This window comes from Halobacillus seohaensis, assembly GCF_042663045.1.
GTDB lineage: Bacteria > Bacillota > Bacilli > Bacillales > Halobacillaceae > Halobacillus_A > Halobacillus_A seohaensis.
Map to the genome: position 1 here is coordinate 42,552 of NZ_JBHSZV010000017.1, position 17,194 is coordinate 59,745.

Here is a 17,194-nt window from a genome sequence, read left to right on the forward strand (position 1 = left end):
ATGCTCCATTTACATATACATTGTTTACCTCAAAACTGAACTTCTTACCCCAAGGATCAGGGTTATAGTTCAAGATTATTAAACTAATTCTTTCTCAATCTCATGCTCCTTCACTTGAGCTTGAGGCAGCAACGTTTTTTCAAAATCAAACTCTTCCATTTTCATACCAACTTTCGCTTTGTTAGGAAAGTCGGGGTTTGCTAATGCACTTGTACCAAGAGATACGAGGTCTGCTTGATCACTTTCTAGGAATTGCTCCGCTTTCTCAGCATCGCCTAGCTTCCCGTTTGCGATGACTGGAAGCATGCTGAATTCTTTAGCTGCACGGGCCATTGTGCGTGTTCCTTCTCCAAAAGAAGAATCCGTAGCGTTAGCATCCGTGACGTGAATATAATCGAGTGAGGCAGCCCCCAATTTCGTGAAAATTTGCTCTGCTTCTTTTTCACCGTCGGCCCACTTGTGTTCCCCATCCGCAACTTTACCTTGAGAAATACGGATGCCTAGAATGAAGTGATCACCTACAGCATCACGAACTTGTTCGATTACTTCAACAAACAACAGCAGACGATTGTCAACAGATCCACCATATTGATCTTCACGTTGGTTCAAGTAGTCTGTCAGGAATTGATCAAGCAAATAACCGTTGGCGCCATGAAGTTCCGCACCATCAAACCCAGCTTCCTGTGCGCGTAAAGCACTTTGTACAAATGCGTCTTTTGCGTCTTCAATATCTTGATCACTCATTGCTTTTGGTGTTTGGAACGGGCCTTTTCCTCCGTAAAATTCTAGCTGATTACCTTTAGGTGCCACAGCGGAAGGGGCAATGGTGTCATCTGTATATGCATTTCCTTGACTTTGACCACCTGCGTGCATAAGCTGTGCAATGAAAATCGATCCCTGGTCTTTAACAGCTTCAACAACTGGCTTCCATGATTCGGTATGACTACCGTTAGCGAGACCAGGTTGATTGTAATATCCCTGGCTATATTTATCGTCAGGGAAGATTCCTTCAGAAATTACAGCACTGAATCCGCCTTTTGCGTAACGCTCATAATATTTTTTCATGGTGACGTTAGCTCTTCCGTCGTCTTCCCCACTAATCCGGGTCATTGGTGCAACAACAAAACGATTGTCTAATGTTTTATTGTTTAATGTCAGTTTAGAAAATAAATGATTATAATTCATAAATGTACAGTCCTCCTTAGAACGTTTTCTATTTGATAGCATAAAAGTCACTTATCTCAAATTCAAGATAAGTGCTTATCTTTAAAATCCCTACTTTGTTACAATACCCGTTATACTAAATTCTTAATAATCATAAAGCCATTCAGATGTACTTTTTATTAGGAGAGTTTCGCTGCTTTTTGATGAAATCAACCAAGTGTGTTTAGGGATTTATAAGAGGGAGGATTCGTATTAATGCCATTAAAGTCAAATTGTGACCGTCATTTAAAATGAAACATCATCCCCATTTTATAGTAAATTGCAGCCTCTAATAACAAAACATTAGTTAATCATTGTCCTGATTTATACGGTGGTTTCCGTTACAAAGGATGGCGTTAGAAGGTCCGGGAAATCACTCGCTTTCCGTGGGCATGTGGTGAGCTTCCTCAGGCTACGCCTTGCGGGATCTCACCAATCATGTTCATCCCACTGGAGTCTCGCAATTTCCCGGACCTTCTTGCTTTCGTGAGGAGAACGGAAACATCAGATGTGGTGCTTCAAGTGAAAAGCATTCCTTACAAGTGAGAATTGTGCTGGAAGGTGCCTTCTTGCCTATCGCTTAAAGCTTCGGATTATTCAATAAAAGAATCGTGGTTCCGTTGCTTTTCATCGGAGCATGGGGGACGGGTAGGCATACACAACAGGTAATCTCCTACCCTTCCTATAAACACGCTATCACACCCGACTTTTAACTTATCTAATGGCTCAATCCTGATCTGTATCAGGCTTTAATTGGCGTTATATCAGATATCTCATGCTTGAACAGGGACGGTAGAACGGCACGATTTCTCCACACAATCATCTCGGAATCGAGTCTTCAACAATCCTGCTAAGTTAGCTCAACAATCACAACTTCGTCAATGTGCATAACTATTCGTATGTATACCCTTTTCGTGAGCATCGATATTGATAAGAGTAACAATGGTTGTATGATTGTTAAGACGATTAACTGGGAAAAAAGTGTTGTATTTTATTAAGCAAAAACTGTGTCAACTCTTTCAAGCGGTCACACAAATCCAATGAGCAAGCAATTTGGTTGGGTTCAAGATAAATTTGGAGTCTCATGGCAGTTAAATGTCCCGTTAGAGAATTGAAGTTTATAAATCGGACGCCTTTGCTCAAGGTCGTCCGATTTTTTAAGGTTTTGTCTGTTGAAGTTTCTTTTCTGCTGCAACGTAGTCTATTTCGTGACCAGTAAACATGGCTAGTTCATATAACTTTTCTAAAAAATATCGTCTATCTAAATCAAAGATGAAGTTTTTGGCTATTAGGTCTGTTGTATTACTTCCGAAGTTCCATAGAATATTAAGTTTATCAGCAGATATTGATTGTGACATCATACTTAAGACAACAATTAACTCCGTAATCATAGTGTAATCGTGTTTGGCATAATTTCGGATATATCCAAAGCCTTTATGAAGATAGTGCTCAAAATCTTCTGATTGCAGGATCATGCGTGTTTGTTTTTCGTCGTCTTGTAAATAAGGAGTGAAAGAAATCTCCTCTTCAATAGATAATAGTAAGTCTGCTATATGATGGATGGTTGTCAGAGCCGTTTCTGGATCTGAATTACCAATTGCTTTAACGGCCACTTCACTTAATTTTGTAATGCCCATTTTCATATCTTGAATTTCCGTCTTCTTATGACCCATTTCAATCATGTGGAGATATTTATCTGAATTCACATTATTTTGGCCGGGCCCCCAATAGGAGAATAAGCGGTTATTTTTTAAGCTGAAATCCCCGACCTTAATATAGAATTGAATGATGATATTATCTTTCTTTGCTTCCTCAACCATTTCTTTAAAATTAATCATTTGAATATAACCAGACTCTTTAATTGTTAGTATTTCTTTTGAAGTTTGCTGGGATCTCATTAAATCTCCAGGCTCATAACTGCGATGTTCTTCTACCTCATGTTTCAATGATTCTTGGATCGTTATTTTAGAGGTTTTTTTCATTGAATAAGTGAAGTTGTGCACTTGCATCCAACTTGAAGCATGGTTGATAAAAAAGATAAAAGTAATAATCGTTAAAGCTGCCAAAAGTACTGATATAACCGGGATTGCGGAATAATATTCATTTTCATTGTTCGTAAGGAATAGAAAAATGAATAATACATATATGAAACTCCCGTGAAAAATCCCCAATAAGTGCTGAGTTGTTTTATCTGCAATGAAATTAAACATCATTCTTGGTGAGAATTGATCACTGAAATTTGTTAATACTACTAATAAAGAGTTTAAGGTAAACGCACTCAGTGTTAATATTCCCCCAATCAAGGCACTAACCAAAGTTTGAGTAGCTTCGCCTCCAGCGCTAAGCCAAGGATGGACAAAGCGGGATATGTTTAATTGAAGGTCCAATACAATCGTGAGTATCACAATCAGGGCAGATCCAGCTATATATATTAGAGGCATCGACCATAATGTCATCTGCAGTTCATGTTTTCGTTGTTTGCTTGACATCTGAAAGTATTTTCGCATAGGTAATGGCATCAAATTAATCAAATTATTAATCAAGATGTCCCTCCTTAACTTTGGTATCTAAAGAATAGTACCACATGTATTTAAGTATTATCCTTGCAGAAGTAAGATTTAAAGGAACTGTAATCTTTTATTTAAAAAAACCTAACTTTTAATAATTTGTAATATTTCTTTTGAAAAGCAAATTAATAAAAAATCCATTTCTCGTAAAAAGGAGAGCAATGAAAAGTGAAGCAAATACCAAAGGATAAAGGTTTGGATCAGAGTGTGAATGTGTTACGTGAAGGATATCAGTTCTTGCCAAAACGGTTTGAACGACTCGGTTCTGATATTTTTCAGACTCGTTTACTTGGTAAAAAAATCATTTGTTTAACAGGAGAAGAAGGGGCCAGATTGTTTTATGATAATGAGAAGTTTAAGAGGAAGGGGGCCTTGCCAAAGCGGATTCAGAAATCTTTGTTTGGCGAGAACGCGATTCAGGGGATGGATGGTGACCCTCATCAACATCGTAAGCTATTGTTTATGTCCTTAATGACTCCAGAGCGGCTAGAGGATCTTGGGGACATTACTCGCAAGCAATGGCAAAAAAAGGCGCAGGGATGGGGGCGGAAAAAAGCAGTTGAACTGCATGAAGAAGCAAAAGAAGTGTTATGCAGAGCGGCTTGTCAATGGTCTGGCATACCGTTACGAGAGAAAGAAGTTAAAAAAAGGGCGGAACAGCTATGGTTAATGGTAGATTCTTTTGGAGCAGTTGGACCTCGTCATTGGAAAGGAAGAAAGGCGAGAAAACTTTCAGAACAATGGATTAAGGAATTGATTGAAGACCTTCGTGAAGGAAAAATTGAAGCGTCTCAAGGAACCGCTATATATGAAATGGCTTATCACCGCAACTTAGATGGACAGCCACTAGACACCCAAATAGCTGCTGAGGAAATATTAAATGTGATTCGACCTACTGTTGCTGTTTCTACATATATCGCTTTTGGGGCTTTAGCTATTCATCAAGATCCGAAACAAGAAGCTAAGGTTAAGGTAGCAGAAGACGAGTATATCGAAATGTTTGCTCAAGAAATTCGTCGCCTGTTTCCATTTGTCCCCTTTCTTGGGGCTCGTGTTCGTAGGGACTTCATTTGGAACGGTTATTATTTTAAAACAGGCCGATTAGTGTTAATAGATATTCATGGAATCGATCACGATCCAAGACTGTGGGATAATCCTCAAGAGTTTTCACCCGAACGTTTTTATAATTGGAAGGGTGGTTTATTTGACTTGATTCCTCAAGGTGGAGGGGACCATTATAAAGGGCATCGTTGTCCAGGGGAGTGGATTACTATCGAAGCGATCAAAGCGAGTCTTAACTTTTTAACAAATGATATTGATTATGAAGTGCCTTTAAAACAGGATTTTAGTTATAGTCTATCAAGGATGCCGTCCTTACCAGAAAGCGGTTTTATCATTAAGAATATTGTTAGGAAGTAGGATCCTTTTGAATTTGAATACAATTGTATAGATTAGAAATACTAAAAACTATAAATTCCTATTCAGTTCAAGAAAGAAGGGACCTCATTGACCAGTGTTTTGGTTAAAATAGTTACATTGCCGATTGTTTTAATTTTGGCGATGTATTTTACGAACAATGTCAATTACGGAGCGATATGGCAGCCGATTCTAGTGGCTTTAGTATTATTAGCTGTTGGTGTACCAATGGAGTATAGATGGTTGCGAAAAGGAAATCTGTGGTCGAGTGTGTTTTTGGACTTTGTTTCCGCATTTATTATTATTTGGGGATTATCCAGTGTGTTTAATGGAGCATCGGTAACCTTTGCGGGAGCTCTTATGACTTCTGCAGTTATTGGAGTTTGCGAGTACTTTTTGCATCGTTATTTGTTAGGGAGTAAAAAGGCAAAAAAATCACCAGCTTAAAAAGCGAATCAGGTTATGAATAAAGTTGTTCAGTTTTGGAGTACAAACATTAAAAATGTAATATAAATTGAGCGTTGAATTGTACCACAATTTGATGCTCTTTTTTCAATGTTAAATCAATATTCACGTGTGTTTATGGTGGTTTCCGTTGCAAAGGATGGCGTTTGAAGGTCCGGGAAATCACTCGCTTTCCGTGGGCATGTGGTGAGCTTCCTCAGGCTACGCCTTTCGGGATCTCACCGATCATGTTCATCCCATCTCTTACGTTTTATAAGGACGAAGGCTAAATCTAGTTCATCAATCACATCGGCGTTATCCAGCTCCAGCGCCTAGCGGCTAGTGAGACTTCCCTCGCTTCTGTACGATAAGTCAACATCACGATGTTCTTCGTGTTTCCTTTATCTCCGACAGCTCAGTCCAGTCCATACGCCGCTGACCAAGGCGCCCCCGCTTTTAAAGGTGGAGTCTCGCGATTTCCCGGACCTTCTTGCTTTCGTGAGGAAAACGGAAGCATCAGATGTGGTGTTTCCCATCCCCCATGACTATGAAGAGAACGGAACCCTCTTATGAAAATCGTGGGTGCTGTGTGAATATTGCCATTGAAATGATCGGCTTAGGACATTAGATTGACCTGTAATGTAAATTTGGAAACGATCTTTACAAGGAGAGGTGGTGAGGTAGGCGTACACGCCAGGTAAGCTCCTCACTGTTTATGTGCTGAAATTATTACCACAGAGGCTTTATGTCAAGGCCCGTTAATAGGCGGGCTTTATTTAAATAGGTGATCATACCCGTTTTTTACCAACTTATCTAAGTGACTCAAAAAGATGGCAATAGTCACTGTGGCTGGATCAGGATTCAATTGGGATTATAACAGATATTTAATACGTAAACAGGGTCGGTAGAGCGGCTTCGATTCTGATGAAAGCATTCGGCAAGCGACTCCTTCCCCACCGCCCCATTCTCCATACCATTATCTCAGAATCGAGTCTTCAACAATCATCCCTCGTTAGTTGAATAACATTCTTTAACTTATTTTACCAAAAAAAGTATGTGAGTTATAACATAGTAGATCAGTGGGTTTAATGTGTTATACTCACTTTAAGAATTTTATCATCATAAAAGGGGACTTTCACATGAGTAAAATATACATATTACATGAAAATAATGAGTGGACGGATCACTTAACTATGAGATTGGAAGAGCTGGGGTTGCCATTTGAACTTTGGCATTTAGATGAAGGAATAATTGACTTGAATAGTGAACCTCCAAAGGGTGTTTTTTACAATCGTATGAGTGCTTCTTCGCATACAAGAAACCATCGATTTGCCCCGGAATATGCTGAAGCTGTACTATCTTGGCTTGAAAAGCATGGACGTACAATAGTTAACGGGACTCGGGCATTACGTCTTGAAGTAAGTAAAGTAAATCAATACATGGCATTAAATCAGGCGGGAGTTGCAACTCCAAAGACAATTACTTCAATAGGTAAAGGCAATATTATGGAAGCGGCGAAAAAAATGGAGGGTGAATCCTTTATTACAAAGCATAATCGTGCAGGCAAAGGCCAAGGAGTTCAACTATTCCATTCAATGGAAGCCCTAAATGAGTACGTTTATGGTGAGTCATTTGATGAACCTGTTGATGGAATCACACTTATTCAGCAATATATTGAAGCACCAGAGCCTTATATTATTCGTCATGAGTTTGTTGGAGGGGAATTTTTATACGCTGTCAAAGTCGATACGTCAGAAGGGTTTGAACTATGCCCTGCAGATGCTTGTAAAATTAACGATATGGGCGGTTCAACGGATATGCCTGAAGTGGCGAAAGGTGCAAAGTTTCAAATTCTAGAAGGTTACTATAATCCGATAATTAAAAAGTATGAGCAGTTCTTACAGGAAAACAACATTCAAGTAGCTGCCATTGAGGCAATTCAGGACAAAAATGGTGACTTTTATACGTATGATGTCAATACCAATACAAACTATAATTTCGATGCTGAGATTGTGGCTGGTGTTTATGGAATGTTGAGTCTTGCGCAATACTTAGGTGGAAAGCTTAAAGAAAAGCAGGCGAGTGAATTCTAGGTTGATTACACACGTGAAGGACTGAGTGGTAGCACATTCAGTCCTTTTATTTAGGTGATCATGAGTGTATTCTTCAGTAACATTAGAATTCAATTGCGTATTTCGGAGATGGTGGTTTGGTTTTTCATAATTTCTCTGAAAAAGTAATGTATAAAATTAGGATGAAAAAATATGGGGAGTGAAAAAGGTAAATGAAAAAAGCTTATATACCTTTATTGGTAAGCCTTGTTTTTGTAGTTGGATGTAGTTCGGAGGATTCTCAGCCTGAAACTTCGCAAGAGGATTCTCAAGAGGAAGAAAAGTTTTGGGAGAGTGGTTCAAAGATAGAGGAAGAGATTTCTCATGTTCACGGTCTTGGATATTTTGATAGTAACACAATTGCTTTTGCTTCACATACGGGATTAAAACTCTACCAAGATGAAGAATGGTTAGAAACTGAAGGCCATCGTCACGATTATATGGGGTTTAACGCAGTAGACTCAGGATTTTATACATCGGGTCATCCAAATTTACAGAGTGACTATCCTAATCCGCTTGGGCTACAAAAGTTAGGAGAGGATGGCGAAGAGTTAGAAAGTTTAGCTGTAGAAGGGGAAAGCGATTTTCACGTCATGGGTGTTGGTTATCAAAATAATGCGATCTATTTATTAAATGAACAAGAAAACTCTTTAATGGATCAAGGATATTACAAGAGTCTAGATGATGGAGAAACATGGGAAGCATTTCAAGGAGACAACATTAAGGGCAGCCCCTTTCAAATAGCAGTACATCCTACAGAAGATGAAGTTGTAGCTATTGCTACAGACAGCGGTGTTTATTTGAGTGAAGACGCTGGAGAAAGTTTTTCCGTTATATCTGATAGTGGACAAGGAAGCGGGTTATTTTTTACAGAAGAGGAATTGCAATACGGTCTTTATGATGGAAAGCAGGCCTTCTATTCATTTGATTTGGAGAATAGAGAAACACAATCTATAAATATTCCTTCACTAGCAGGAGATGCGATTATGTATACTGCCCGACAACCTAAGAAAGGAAAAGAAATGGTGATTTATACAGCGCAAGGAAATAGTTTTATATCGCAAAACTCTGGTGAATCATGGTCGCAAATTCTTGAGGAAGGCGCCGCTAAATAAAGGTGAACGAAGGAACTTGGATGTGATGAGTTAGGCGTGGTAGTTCAAACTGTAAACATAGAAAATACTATTAACACTAATGAAGGATATGAATTTTTTTGAAAGATGTAAGCATATTAGGTAGAGAAGACATACACGAAGTATTATGCTCACGGCAAGAGATAGACACAATCTTCTTGTCAATTAGCTGGGAAAGACGTTCTTTTTCGTCGGTAACTAAAATTCTTAGTGTTGTGTGACGTTTATTTTATTCCCTTATGAGGTATGAAATAATACATGATTTTTGGAGGGATTCATATGGAACATGAGCACCATGAACATAACCACGAAGACCACCAGGGTCACGAAGGTCATGATCATAGTAGTATGGTAGACGACTTTAAAAAACGATTTTACATCTCTTTAGTCTTTACTGTGCCAATTTTACTGCTGTCATCTATGATTCAGGAGTTTATAGGATTTGAATTCAATTTTCCGTATGATCAGTATGTGTTATTTTCACTCTCTACTTTTGTGTTTTTCTATGGTGGTTGGCCTTTTCTAACTGGAGCCATTTCAGAATTAAAAAATAAAAACCCAGGGATGATGATGTTAATTGCCCTAGCGATAACTGTGGCTTATGGTTATAGTTGTATCGTTGTATTTGGTTGGCCGGGACGTAACTTTTTCTGGGAACTTGCAACCCTAGTCGACATTATGCTTCTTGGTCATTGGATTGAGATGAAATCAGTCATGGGGGCTTCTAATGCTTTGCAGGAACTTGTGAAGCTAATGCCGAATGAGGCTCATCGTCTTAAAGAGGATGGAGAAACAGAAGATGTAAAGGTTGATCAACTTAGCAATGAAGATCATATCCTTGTGAAACCGGGAGAAAAGATTCCTGTAGACGGTGTTATTGTCGAAGGTGAATCAGCTATTGATGAGTCTATGTTGACAGGGGAATCCGTCCCTGTTGAAAAAAGAAAGAATGAAGAAGTTATTGGTGGTTCAATCAATAAAGAAGGCAGTTTGACTGTTCAAGTGAAAAAAACAGGGGAAGATACTTATCTTTCTCAGGTTATTACACTGGTTAAAGAAGCCCAGAATTCTAAATCACGTGCTCAGGATTTGGCGAACCGAGCGGCTAAATGGTTATTTTACTTGGCACTTGCTTCAGGTATTATTACTTTTATTATTTGGTTAGCTCTTGGGTTCGCTTTGGATGTCGCTGTTGAGCGTATGGTTACGGTTATGGTCATTACTTGTCCTCACGCCTTAGGACTTGCTGCGCCGTTAGTTGTTGCAGTATCCACAGCCCTTTCAGCTAAACAAGGGCTCCTGATTAGAAATCGTACTCAGTTTGAGAATGCCAGGCATCTTGATGCGGTTATTTTTGATAAAACAGGGACATTGACTAAAGGTGAGTTTGGGGTAACAGACGTAGTCCCTGCTGATAATTATAGCAACAATGATGTGATTTATTGGGCAGCGAGTCTAGAACAAAATTCTGAACACCCATTAGCTCAAGGAATTCTAGAAGAAGCACGTAACCAAGAAATCTCATTAGACCAGGTTGAACAGTTCGAGTCTATGACAGGAAAAGGGCTTGTGGGTCAAGTCTCTAACAAAGGCATAAAGGTTGTCAGCCCTGGATATATGAAGGAACATGACATTTCTTATGACAATGAAATATTTAATCAGCTTTCTGAACAAGGAAAAACTGTTGTGTTTGCATTAGTTGACGAACAGTTAGTCGGAATGATTGCTCTTGCTGATATGGTCCGTGATTCTGCAAAAGAAGCGGTGGCAGAGTTGAAAGAACAAGGCATTCATTCAATTATGCTAACAGGTGACAATCAGAAGGTTGCCGATTGGGTGGCTAAACAATTAAATATTGAAGAAGTTTATGCTGAAGTTCTACCTGATCACAAGTCTGATCAAGTAAAAAAAGTACAGCAAAATGGAAGAAAAGTTGCGATGACAGGAGATGGAGTAAATGATGCTCCTGCATTAGCAACGGCAGACGTTGGTATAGCAATTGGAAGCGGAACTGATGTTGCGGTGGAAACGGCTGATATTGTTTTAGTTAAAAGTAATCCTAAAGACATTGCCTCAGTTATTACTTTATCTAAAAACACGTACCGAAAAATGGTGCAAAACTTATGGTGGGCCGCAGGTTATAATATTGTGGCAATCCCATTAGCGGCCGGTGTCTTAGCACCTATAGGAATTATCCTAAGTCCTGCCGTAGGTGCAATTCTTATGAGTGTAAGTACGGTTGTAGTAGCGATAAATGCTAAGTTTTTAAAAGCAGAATAAAATAAACACCTCCGCTCACTAGTTTTAGGAGAGCGGAGGTGTTTATTTAGTTATCGGATGTTTATATATCATGATTTACTAGTGTCGTTTATTTAACCAGAGAACCCCAGACTTCGCAAGGCGTGGTAATCGTCCGGTTACCGGCTGCTGCAACATGTTTCCAAAGCCATCGGATTTGCCGAGTGAGCCGAGGGCACCTTTTAATTTAATTTCTTTTGGTGCACTAGGTTCTTTGTCTTTTAATAGTGCGGAGAGAATATCTGCAATTTGTTCTCCTTGCTCTCCGGCGAGTTGAGCACTTGGAGAATGGTTGGAAGATGCACAGTCTCCAACAACATATACATTTTGACGTGAAGGAACTTGATAAAATTCATTAAGAATGATTTTTTCTTGTTCATCTTTTTCAAAAGGTAATTCACGTACTAAATAGTTCGGACGGACCCCAGCTGTCCAGATCGTCACGTCATTGAGATAACATATGCCGTTATTGCAAACCCCATCTTTTTCTACATATCCAACATTTGCATTGTGAAGAACTTCTACATCGTTGCTAGCAAACCATTCTTCTACATAGTCTTGAATTTTTTTGTCAAAGGCTTTCAGCACAGTTTCCCCGCGATCTAATAAGCGAATATTAAGATCAGGACGACTTTCTCTGACTTCTGAAGCTACTTCAATTCCGCTTAATCCTGCACCGACTACTGTTACCTTTCCATAGGCTTGCAAATTACCTATAGAATACCATGTACTTCTAGCATTTTCGAAGGTTTGTACACTTTCTGTATATTCATTCGCTCCATCAATACCGTGATAGTTGTCTTCACAGCCAAGACCAAGGATCAAATAATCGTAAGGTATAGCCTCTTTAGAATCTTTAATCAACACAGTCTCTGTGTCTACATCGATTTTATTAATTTCAGTAAACACATACTGAATTTGATCGTGTGTTGGGAATTCCATGCGAACATTTTTATCAGCTTCTGTTCCAGCTGCAATTGTATAGAATTCTGTTTTTAATGAGTGGTAGGGATTTCGATCCACTACTGTTATGTGTACATCTTTCGGTAAACCTTGATCAATCAAATTCAGTAATATTTTTAGACCACCGTAGCCGCCTCCTAATATGACTAATCGTTTCATGTAAAACACCGCCTTTAAAGGTCTTAATCTTCTTTAATTTATAAAAAAATGAATGAATACGTGGAAAACGCTTTCTGTTACTCACCTAATAGATTACCAAAAAACAGGTCATAAGACTAGAAAAAGTATAGGTTAATTCAATTTTTTCCTTTTTAATATATAACAACGTTTTCAGTCATAAGTTTGAAATCTTATGAAAAGGGAAGTGTTACATGTAGGAATTTAGTGATAAGACGAATGGAGGTTAGCCATAATGAGTGAAAATAAAAGTGTCATTGAACAATCGTTAACGGCATTACTTAAAGATGATGGTTTTTTGCCAGACTTACAAGCACAAACTAGAGAACAGGCTTTCAAGTCTTTAGTAGCTATACTATCCACACCTAATCATATACATAAGTCGTTTTTAAGAATTGTTTTAGAAAATGGAACGATTGAGAGGATCCCATCCTTTCGGGTTCAACATAACGATACATTAGGTCCTTATAAGGGTGGTATTCGTTTTCACCAAACTGTCAATGAAGAAGAAGTAAGTAACTTTGCGAGACTGATGACGTTAAAGAATTCTCTTCATGAATTACCATTTGGTGGTGGAAAAGGCGGCGTCATAATAAATCCAAGAGAATATAGCGAGAAGGAATTAAATTTAATTTGTAAAAAATATGTTCAATATTTTAATGACATATTAGGTCCTGATAAAGATATCCCTGCTCCAGATGCTGGAACAGGGGAGCGAGAGATGGATTGGATGATGGCAGAATATAAAAATACACATCCAGGCGAACCCTATCGCGGAAGTTTTACCGGAAAAAGTATTATCAATGGAGGTTCTTTGGGCCGGAAACATGCAACGGGGAAAGGTGTTTATTTCACGTTTCGTTATATGATGAATGACTTTCTAGAGAATGAGAAAAAGTGGCTGGAGGCTCAGAGTAATCGTTTTGCAAAGACTCTTTTAAATAAATCAGATAGTAAGTTAAGAGTTGCTGTACAAGGTTTTGGAAATTTAGGTGCAGTAGCTGCAATGGAAGCTTTCCAGTGTAATTACTTACAAAACCAGGTGGTTGCCGTAAGTGACCATAACGTTATGCTTTATAATTCGGATGGATTAGATATTCCTGCACTTGTTAAATATGCAGACGAAAACAATGGCGACCTTCCAGTGGATGAGGGGACTCTTTCTAGTCAGGGCATAAAAGCGACCATTGAAGAACGTGATGACTTATTAGAGTTGGATGTTGATGTAATGATTATGGCTGCACTTGAAAATCAAATTCATGAAGATAACATGAAAAAGATTAAAGCTAGCATCATTGTAGAGGGTGCCAATGCCCCAATTACTGATGATGCTGATAAATATTTAAGTGACCAGGGAGTTTTAATTATTCCTGATATTCTTGCTAATGCGGGGGGAGTCATTGTTTCGTATCTTGAATGGATCCAAGGAAGAGAGACGCAATTTTATAAAGAAGAAGAGATTTACGATCTTTTGTTTGAAAAAATGCAAAAAACAATGGATACCATTCTTCCACAGTTTTTCGGTGATCCATTTCCGCTTAGACAAAATTGCTATATTCATTCAGTTATGAAGCTTTCTACCGTATTGTTTCGTCAAGGTAAATTATATTAGAAGAGAGACTGCAGCATCCTATGAGATGCTGCAGTTTTTTTAATTTAATCTGAATTGTACATACTAAGAAAGAAATCAATGTCTTGAGGTGATCCTGTTGACTATTACGACATTCAGATTGTATGATCTATTATTATCCCGATAAAAATTATAGGGATTAAAAGAAAGGAGTTTTTTTATGAAAAAATTCACTCTTGGGATGTTCTCGGTATTATTTTTATTCGCTTTAGTTGCCTGTGGTTCAGGTGAATCGGAGGGTGAGGATGATAGCTCTGCCGATTCTGAGCAAAACTTATATGAGCAGATTCAAGAAGATGGTGTATTGACAGTTGGAACGGAAGGAACGTATGCTCCTTATACATTCCATGACGAAAATGATGAACTAACAGGGTATGATGTGGAAGTCGCCCGCGAAATAGGGGATCGTTTAGGAGTGGAAGTTGAATTTGAAGAAACAAAATGGGATTCTATGTTTGCCGGCCTTAACAGTGAACGTTTTGATATGATTGCAAACCAAGTAGGTATTAAGCCAGATCGGGAAGAAAAATATAGCTTTTCTGAGCCTTATACTTTTACTTCGGCAGTTCTTGTGGCAAGAAAGGACAATGAAGAAATTAAGAGTTTTGAAGATCTTGATGGAGCATTATCTGCCCAATCATTAACGAGTAATTACGCTGAAATTGCAGAGGAATATGGTGCTGAGATTGAAAGTGTGGAAGGTTTTACTCCAGCTATGCAATTGTTAAATAATGATCGTGTCGATGCTACAGTCAATGATCGACTATCTGTTCTCGATTACCTTAATCAAAAAGGGGACAACGTCCAGGTTGAAATTATTGATCAAAAGGAGGATGCTTCTGAAACTGCTATGATGTTTCGCCAAGATAATCCTGAACTCGTAGAAGCTGTAGATAAAGCATTACAAGAAATGAGAGACGACGGTACACTCGAAGATATTTCAAATGAATGGTTTAATGAAGATGTATCTGTTCAGTAATTTTCTAGATCCTGAAACAATTATCATTTTGCAGGACTCTTTTCTTCCTTTGTTGAAAGGAGTTCTGTCCTACACTATTCCACTTACACTGATTTCTTTTTTTATAGGCCTTATACTAGCTGTATTTACTGCTATATTCAGGATTTCTGGATCTAGAGTTCTTTCAGGGATTGCCCGAGTGTATGTGTCAATTATTCGAGGGACACCACTCCTTGTGCAACTATTTATTGTTTTCTTTGGACTTGGGAATCTAGGGATTGAAGCTCTGAAATTCGAGCCTTTTGTAGGTGCCATTATTGCGTTTTCACTGAATACGGGGGCTTATGGATCTGAAATTATTCGAGCCTCGATTCTCTCTATTGAAAAAGGACAGTGGGAAGCTTCTTCTTCTATAGGGATGTCCCGTTTTCAAGCATTAAAGCGTGTCATTTTACCTCAGGCAACAAGAGTATCTATTCCGCCACTTTCCAATTCATTTATAGGTTTGGTAAAGGAAACGTCTTTGGCTTCTACGATATTAGTAAGTGAAATGTTTAGAAAAGCTCAAGAAATTGTAGCAACAACGTATACACCTCTCCTCGTCTATGTGGAAGCGGCAGCGATTTATTGGGCGATTTGCTTTGTATTATCACTCATTCAAGGACGCATTGAAAATCGCTTAAATCGTTATGTGAAAACGTAAGGAGAATTCTTAATGATAAAAATGGATCAGATTACAAAAAAGTTTGGAGACTTAATAGTTCTAAGAGATATTAATTTACAAGTAGAACAAGGGAAAGTGATTGTAGTGATTGGCCCTTCAGGTTCTGGGAAAACTACGTTGCTTCGCTGTTTGAACCTACTCGAACAACCAGAAAGTGGAGCAGTTACGATCGATCAGCAAACCATTGATTTTTCCAAAAAGGTTACCAAAAAAGAAGTGAGTAGTTTTAGAAAGCAATCGGGCATGGTTTTTCAAACGTATAATTTATTTCCTCATTTTACTGCTTTGGAAAATGTGATGGAAGGTCCTGTAACAGTACAAAAAGTAAAGAAAACAGAGGCGAAGAAAAACGCGTCTCAACTTCTAAGTGATGTAGGCTTGAAAGAAAAGTTGAATGTTTATCCTTACCAACTTTCTGGTGGTCAACAACAACGGGTAGGAATTGCCAGAGCGATGGCAATTAATCCGAAAGTTATGTTGTTTGATGAGCCAACGTCTGCTCTTGATCCAGAATTGGTAGGGGAAGTGCTGCTAGTTATGAAAGACCTTGCAGAAGAAGGAAGAACGATGGTTGTGGTTACTCATGAGATGAAGTTTGCTAAAGAGGTAGCTGATGAAGTCATTTTTATGGATGAAGGAAAAATTGTAGAACGTGGTGCTCCGATAGATATATTTGAAAATCCTAAAGAAGAAAGAACGAAAAGGTTTTTAAGTTTAATTAGTCAATGATAAAAAGACATCTTACCTAGGTAACGGGTTCCGCTACCTATCGCAAAACTCGAAATCACACTATAAATCGTACCTACATTTGCACAATTAATTGCACCGTAATTGTAACGGTATTTTCAATTGCTTGTTAAACTAAAGCCCGAGATTGTGGAAAACTCAACCTAGAGACATTCCGGTGGTTTCCGTTACAAAGGATGGCGTTTGAAGGTCCGGGAAATCACTCGCTTTCCGTGGGCATGAGGTGAGCTTCCTCAGGCTACGCCTTGCGGGATCTCACCGATCATGTTCATCCCAGCTCTTACGTATTATAGGACGAAGGCTAAATCTAGTTCATCAATCACATCGGCGTTATCCAGCTCCAGCGCCTAGCGGCTAGTGAGACTTCCCTCGCTTCTGTACGATAAGTCAACATCGAATCACGATGTTCTTCGTGTTTCCTTTATCTCCGACAGCTCAGTCCAGTCCATACGCCGCTGACCAAGGCGCGTCCGCTTTTAAAGGTGGAGTCTCGCAATTTCCCGGACCTTCTTGCTTTCGCGAGGAGAACGGAAACATCTTCACGTGAGCAGAAGCTTCATACGTGAGGATCGTGTGGGGTGGTGATGCTCTATTCTATAGCATAGGTAAGACACATTCTCCTATGCCGGGGGGGGGGGGGGATTCGTTCATTGCGATTTCCCGGACCTTCTTGCTTTGTGAGGAGAACGGGAGCATCTTCACGTGAGCAGAAGCTTCATATGTGAGAATCGTGGGGCTGTGTAATTATTGCCATTGAATTGTTCCACTTAGGACATCAAATTAACCTGTAATGTACATTTGGAAATGGTTTTACAAGGGTAGG

Annotated in this window: 13 protein-coding genes; 10 read left to right on the forward strand and 3 right to left on the reverse strand. The window is 38.9% G+C overall.

Translation table 11 applies throughout. The features are described 5' to 3' along the window. Nucleotides 1-78: 78 nt before the first annotated feature. Nucleotides 79-1,185 (reverse strand): oxidoreductase, encoded by a 1,107-nt coding sequence (locus ACFQIC_RS07675; protein WP_204710905.1) that lies wholly within the window; start codon nt 1,183-1,185, stop codon nt 79-81. A gap of 1,025 nt (nt 1,186-2,210) precedes the next feature. On the opposite strand from ACFQIC_RS07675, the gene ACFQIC_RS07680 reads away from it, so the two are divergent. After that, a complete protein-coding gene (locus ACFQIC_RS07680) occupies nt 2,211-2,318 on the forward strand; it encodes a VOC family protein (RefSeq protein ID WP_204710903.1) in 108 nt (35 codons plus the stop codon). Nucleotides 2,319-2,360: 42 nt separating this feature from the next. On the opposite strand, the gene ACFQIC_RS07685 is transcribed toward ACFQIC_RS07680, so the two are convergent. Further along, the gene (locus ACFQIC_RS07685; RefSeq protein ID WP_204710901.1) at nt 2,361-3,746 is read right to left on the reverse strand and encodes a DUF2254 domain-containing protein; all 1,386 of its coding nucleotides are present in this window, start codon (nt 3,744-3,746) and stop codon (nt 2,361-2,363) included. A 192-nt stretch (nt 3,747-3,938) separates the two neighbouring features. Here ACFQIC_RS07685 and ACFQIC_RS07690 point away from each other — a divergent pair, with 192 nt between their 5' ends. The 5 genes from ACFQIC_RS07690 to ACFQIC_RS07710 all read left to right on the forward strand — a co-directional run bounded on the left by ACFQIC_RS07690 (nt 3,939) and on the right by ACFQIC_RS07710 (nt 11,154). Next, a complete protein-coding gene (locus tag ACFQIC_RS07690; protein WP_204710899.1) occupies nt 3,939-5,189 on the forward strand; it encodes a cytochrome P450 in 1,251 nt (416 codons plus the stop codon). A gap of 87 nt (nt 5,190-5,276) precedes the next feature. Continuing rightward, a complete protein-coding gene (locus ACFQIC_RS07695; RefSeq protein WP_204710898.1) occupies nt 5,277-5,633 on the forward strand; it encodes a DUF2512 family protein in 357 nt (118 codons plus the stop codon). A 1,136-nt stretch (nt 5,634-6,769) separates the two neighbouring features. Continuing rightward, nucleotides 6,770-7,723, forward strand: a complete 954-nt coding sequence (locus tag ACFQIC_RS07700) for an ATP-grasp domain-containing protein (protein WP_204710896.1) — start codon at nt 6,770-6,772, stop codon at nt 7,721-7,723. 191 nt (nt 7,724-7,914) lie between these two features. Continuing rightward, entirely contained in the window at nt 7,915-8,856 is a 942-nt protein-coding gene (locus ACFQIC_RS07705; RefSeq protein ID WP_204710894.1) for a F510_1955 family glycosylhydrolase, read from the forward strand. A gap of 297 nt (nt 8,857-9,153) precedes the next feature. Beyond that, a complete protein-coding gene (locus tag ACFQIC_RS07710) occupies nt 9,154-11,154 on the forward strand; it encodes a heavy metal translocating P-type ATPase (RefSeq protein ID WP_390217024.1) in 2,001 nt (666 codons plus the stop codon). A gap of 78 nt (nt 11,155-11,232) precedes the next feature. On the opposite strand, the gene ACFQIC_RS07715 is transcribed toward ACFQIC_RS07710, so the two are convergent. Next, on the reverse strand, nt 11,233-12,294 hold the full coding sequence (locus ACFQIC_RS07715; RefSeq protein ID WP_204710890.1) for an NAD(P)/FAD-dependent oxidoreductase: 1,062 nt from the start codon (nt 12,292-12,294) through the stop codon (nt 11,233-11,235). 253 nt (nt 12,295-12,547) lie between these two features. Here ACFQIC_RS07715 and ACFQIC_RS07720 point away from each other — a divergent pair, with 253 nt between their 5' ends. The 4 genes from ACFQIC_RS07720 (at nt 12,548) to ACFQIC_RS07735 (ending at nt 16,353) form a co-directional block, all read left to right on the forward strand. Then, the gene (locus tag ACFQIC_RS07720) at nt 12,548-13,924 is read left to right on the forward strand and encodes a Glu/Leu/Phe/Val family dehydrogenase (protein WP_204710888.1); all 1,377 of its coding nucleotides are present in this window, start codon (nt 12,548-12,550) and stop codon (nt 13,922-13,924) included. 178 nt (nt 13,925-14,102) lie between these two features. Beyond that, a complete protein-coding gene (locus tag ACFQIC_RS07725) occupies nt 14,103-14,921 on the forward strand; it encodes an amino acid ABC transporter substrate-binding protein (RefSeq protein WP_204710887.1) in 819 nt (272 codons plus the stop codon). Further along, nucleotides 14,899-15,603, forward strand: coding sequence for an amino acid ABC transporter permease (locus tag ACFQIC_RS07730; RefSeq protein ID WP_204710960.1), 705 nt, complete (start codon nt 14,899-14,901; stop codon nt 15,601-15,603). The genes ACFQIC_RS07725 and ACFQIC_RS07730 overlap by 23 nt, the downstream gene beginning before the upstream one ends. Nucleotides 15,604-15,615: 12 nt before the next feature. After that, nucleotides 15,616-16,353, forward strand: coding sequence for an amino acid ABC transporter ATP-binding protein (locus ACFQIC_RS07735; RefSeq protein WP_204710886.1), 738 nt, complete (start codon nt 15,616-15,618; stop codon nt 16,351-16,353). Nucleotides 16,354-17,194 lie beyond the last annotated feature (841 nt).

What these genes read in the sequence shown, in the direction of transcription:
- ACFQIC_RS07675 (WP_204710905.1), bottom strand. Translation starts at nt 1,185, where the DNA reads ATGAATTATAATCATTTATTTTCTAAACTGACATTAAACAATAAAACA.
- ACFQIC_RS07700 (WP_204710896.1), top strand. Translation starts at nt 6,770, where the DNA reads ATGAGTAAAATATACATATTACATGAAAATAATGAGTGGACGGATCAC.
- ACFQIC_RS07705 (WP_204710894.1), top strand. Translation starts at nt 7,915, where the DNA reads ATGAAAAAAGCTTATATACCTTTATTGGTAAGCCTTGTTTTTGTAGTT.
- ACFQIC_RS07710 (WP_390217024.1), top strand. Translation starts at nt 9,154, where the DNA reads ATGGAACATGAGCACCATGAACATAACCACGAAGACCACCAGGGTCAC.
- ACFQIC_RS07715 (WP_204710890.1), bottom strand. Translation starts at nt 12,294, where the DNA reads ATGAAACGATTAGTCATATTAGGAGGCGGCTACGGTGGTCTAAAAATA.
- ACFQIC_RS07720 (WP_204710888.1), top strand. Translation starts at nt 12,548, where the DNA reads ATGAGTGAAAATAAAAGTGTCATTGAACAATCGTTAACGGCATTACTT.
- ACFQIC_RS07725 (WP_204710887.1), top strand. Translation starts at nt 14,103, where the DNA reads ATGAAAAAATTCACTCTTGGGATGTTCTCGGTATTATTTTTATTCGCT.
- ACFQIC_RS07730 (WP_204710960.1), top strand. Translation starts at nt 14,899, where the DNA reads ATGAAGATGTATCTGTTCAGTAATTTTCTAGATCCTGAAACAATTATC.
- ACFQIC_RS07735 (WP_204710886.1), top strand. Translation starts at nt 15,616, where the DNA reads ATGATAAAAATGGATCAGATTACAAAAAAGTTTGGAGACTTAATAGTT.